Genomic DNA, 1,774 nt, shown 5'->3' on the forward strand with positions numbered 1-1,774 from the left:
CTGACAAGCCTTCTGACGACGATGACCCTCAACTCCAGTAACAAGATGAGAAGTCACACTCGCCTTTTTTCGAAGTTGTTCACCCAACACGGGCAACTCCGAGAAATGAAGACGATTCAATACACGACGAAGACGACCACACGTCGCCCGACACGCACGATCCCAGAAACCCGTCGCAACAGCAGTGCAGGTCGCAGCCACATACGAAAGCAGATTGCCGCACAGAAGGGCTAACTCAGGAAGACGTAAACGGCTCTCCTGGCCAAATACAAAAGCCGCACCGCAACCCAGCATCGGTTTTGCAACCAGGGGAAGATGCTCCACCGCCCAACGGTCACGATAAAGACGCCACACTACCTCAGCCGAGACCTCAAGATTGGTTGCCAGAAGCCAAGGCTCGCTGTAACGAGGATCATAGACGGCAACCACGTTTACACAGACAGCACCGGGCTTTTCCTCAGGTAAGACAACCCCTTTCCACACGTGAGCCTGAAGGCAAATAGTGCCGTCGTGCCAAAGGAAAGTCTCGTCGGCAGGGCTGGCTTCGAGTTGCTTGTCGCCACGAGTTCGTGCCAAAGGCCGCAGCCGCTCCCCATACTGCGGATGACGCCCGTGACCTTTGTACTCGGGTAAGAAATTGCGACGCATCGTGGCGTTTTTGGCTAAACGGACGACAAAACGAGGCGTGAGGCGACACACTTCTTTCAGAGAAAATCCGGCATCAAAGACGGCCACCTCCTCAGGGGTGAGTGCCTTGCCTGCCTGTTCAACGAGCCGTGTTTGCACATCGGCTTCTCGCGTATCCTGCGGCTCCCAACGCACCAGAAGTCGCGGTAGAGCAAAGCGAGTGTTCGAACCTTGGCGATGAGTGTCGGCTATGCTGCCCACGGCTGCCCCCATGCCCACTACGATAGCAGGCAAAGCCTTACCTGCCTCCGCGACATAGTGTTTGGCGGGATTACCCTGCAATTGGGGGCGTCTAAAGCCCGTGAGGTCACAGGCGAAGGGTTTGAATCCTGCATAGCTGTGGGGAGTAAAGTGCCCCTCCTTGCTCAGGATTTGTTGCCAGTTGGCCAGCAAATCTGGTGTCTGCCATCGTCCTTCTCTCAGGGCGGCACTGGCTCGACGGACTTCCTCCGGTGAGAGCCCTAGATCATTGAGTGCGGGAAAGACGGCTCCGCGGGACTCTAGAAATCTGCCTGATACTAGGGCAAACATGAGTTGATACAAGCCCAGGTTAGTTCCCAGAGGAACCCTCTGTAAGGTCTGCTCTAGCAGGGTTACGGTACGGTAAACTGGCGTTGACATCGGGTTCCTTTCAGCGCGTTTTTGTTTGGCGACTGAACTGTACCTGAGAGTGAGCCTGATGTCACAGGCATAGGATCGGTGGTCAGAGAGAACCCGAGGATGGCGCGATTTTAGCGGAAACTAGAGTAGTCAGGGTCATTGCATTCTCCTTGAGACAGGGCTTTGAAGAGCTCCGTCTCAAGGAGGCCCGGCGCTTGGTGAAAATGGTACGGCCCATTTTTTTGTTGAAGCAGGTTTTTTCTTTGTGGATGGAGAAACCGCTAGATTAGTGCAGTGTAGCACTAACTCTACAGAGTTTGGCACCTACCCAAATCTAGGAGGAACTATATGCAAAGACCGCATCGCCCACGAGGTTTCACGCTCATTGAGCTCCTCGTGGTTATCGCCATTATCGCCATTCTTGCCGCTATTCTCTTTCCTGTTTTTGCTCGTGCTCGTGAGCAAGCCCGAAAAACCACCTGTCTGT

Annotated in this window: 2 protein-coding genes; one reads left to right on the top strand and one right to left on the bottom strand. The window is 54.4% G+C overall.

Translation table 11 applies throughout. The annotated features are described in order from the left end of the window. On the bottom strand, positions 1 to 1,080 hold a 1,080-nt coding region (locus RMO15_RS14230), incomplete at its 3' end, for a transposase (RefSeq protein WP_309713864.1). 555 nt (positions 1,081 to 1,635) lie between these two features. On the opposite strand from RMO15_RS14230, the gene RMO15_RS33285 reads away from it, so the two are divergent. Then, positions 1,636 to 1,774 (top strand): prepilin-type N-terminal cleavage/methylation domain-containing protein (locus tag RMO15_RS33285; protein WP_369016114.1); only part of this gene is annotated, 139 nt, incomplete at its 3' end.

It is taken from the genome of Armatimonas sp. (assembly GCF_031410135.1).
Lineage (GTDB): Bacteria > Armatimonadota > Armatimonadia > Armatimonadales > Armatimonadaceae > Armatimonas.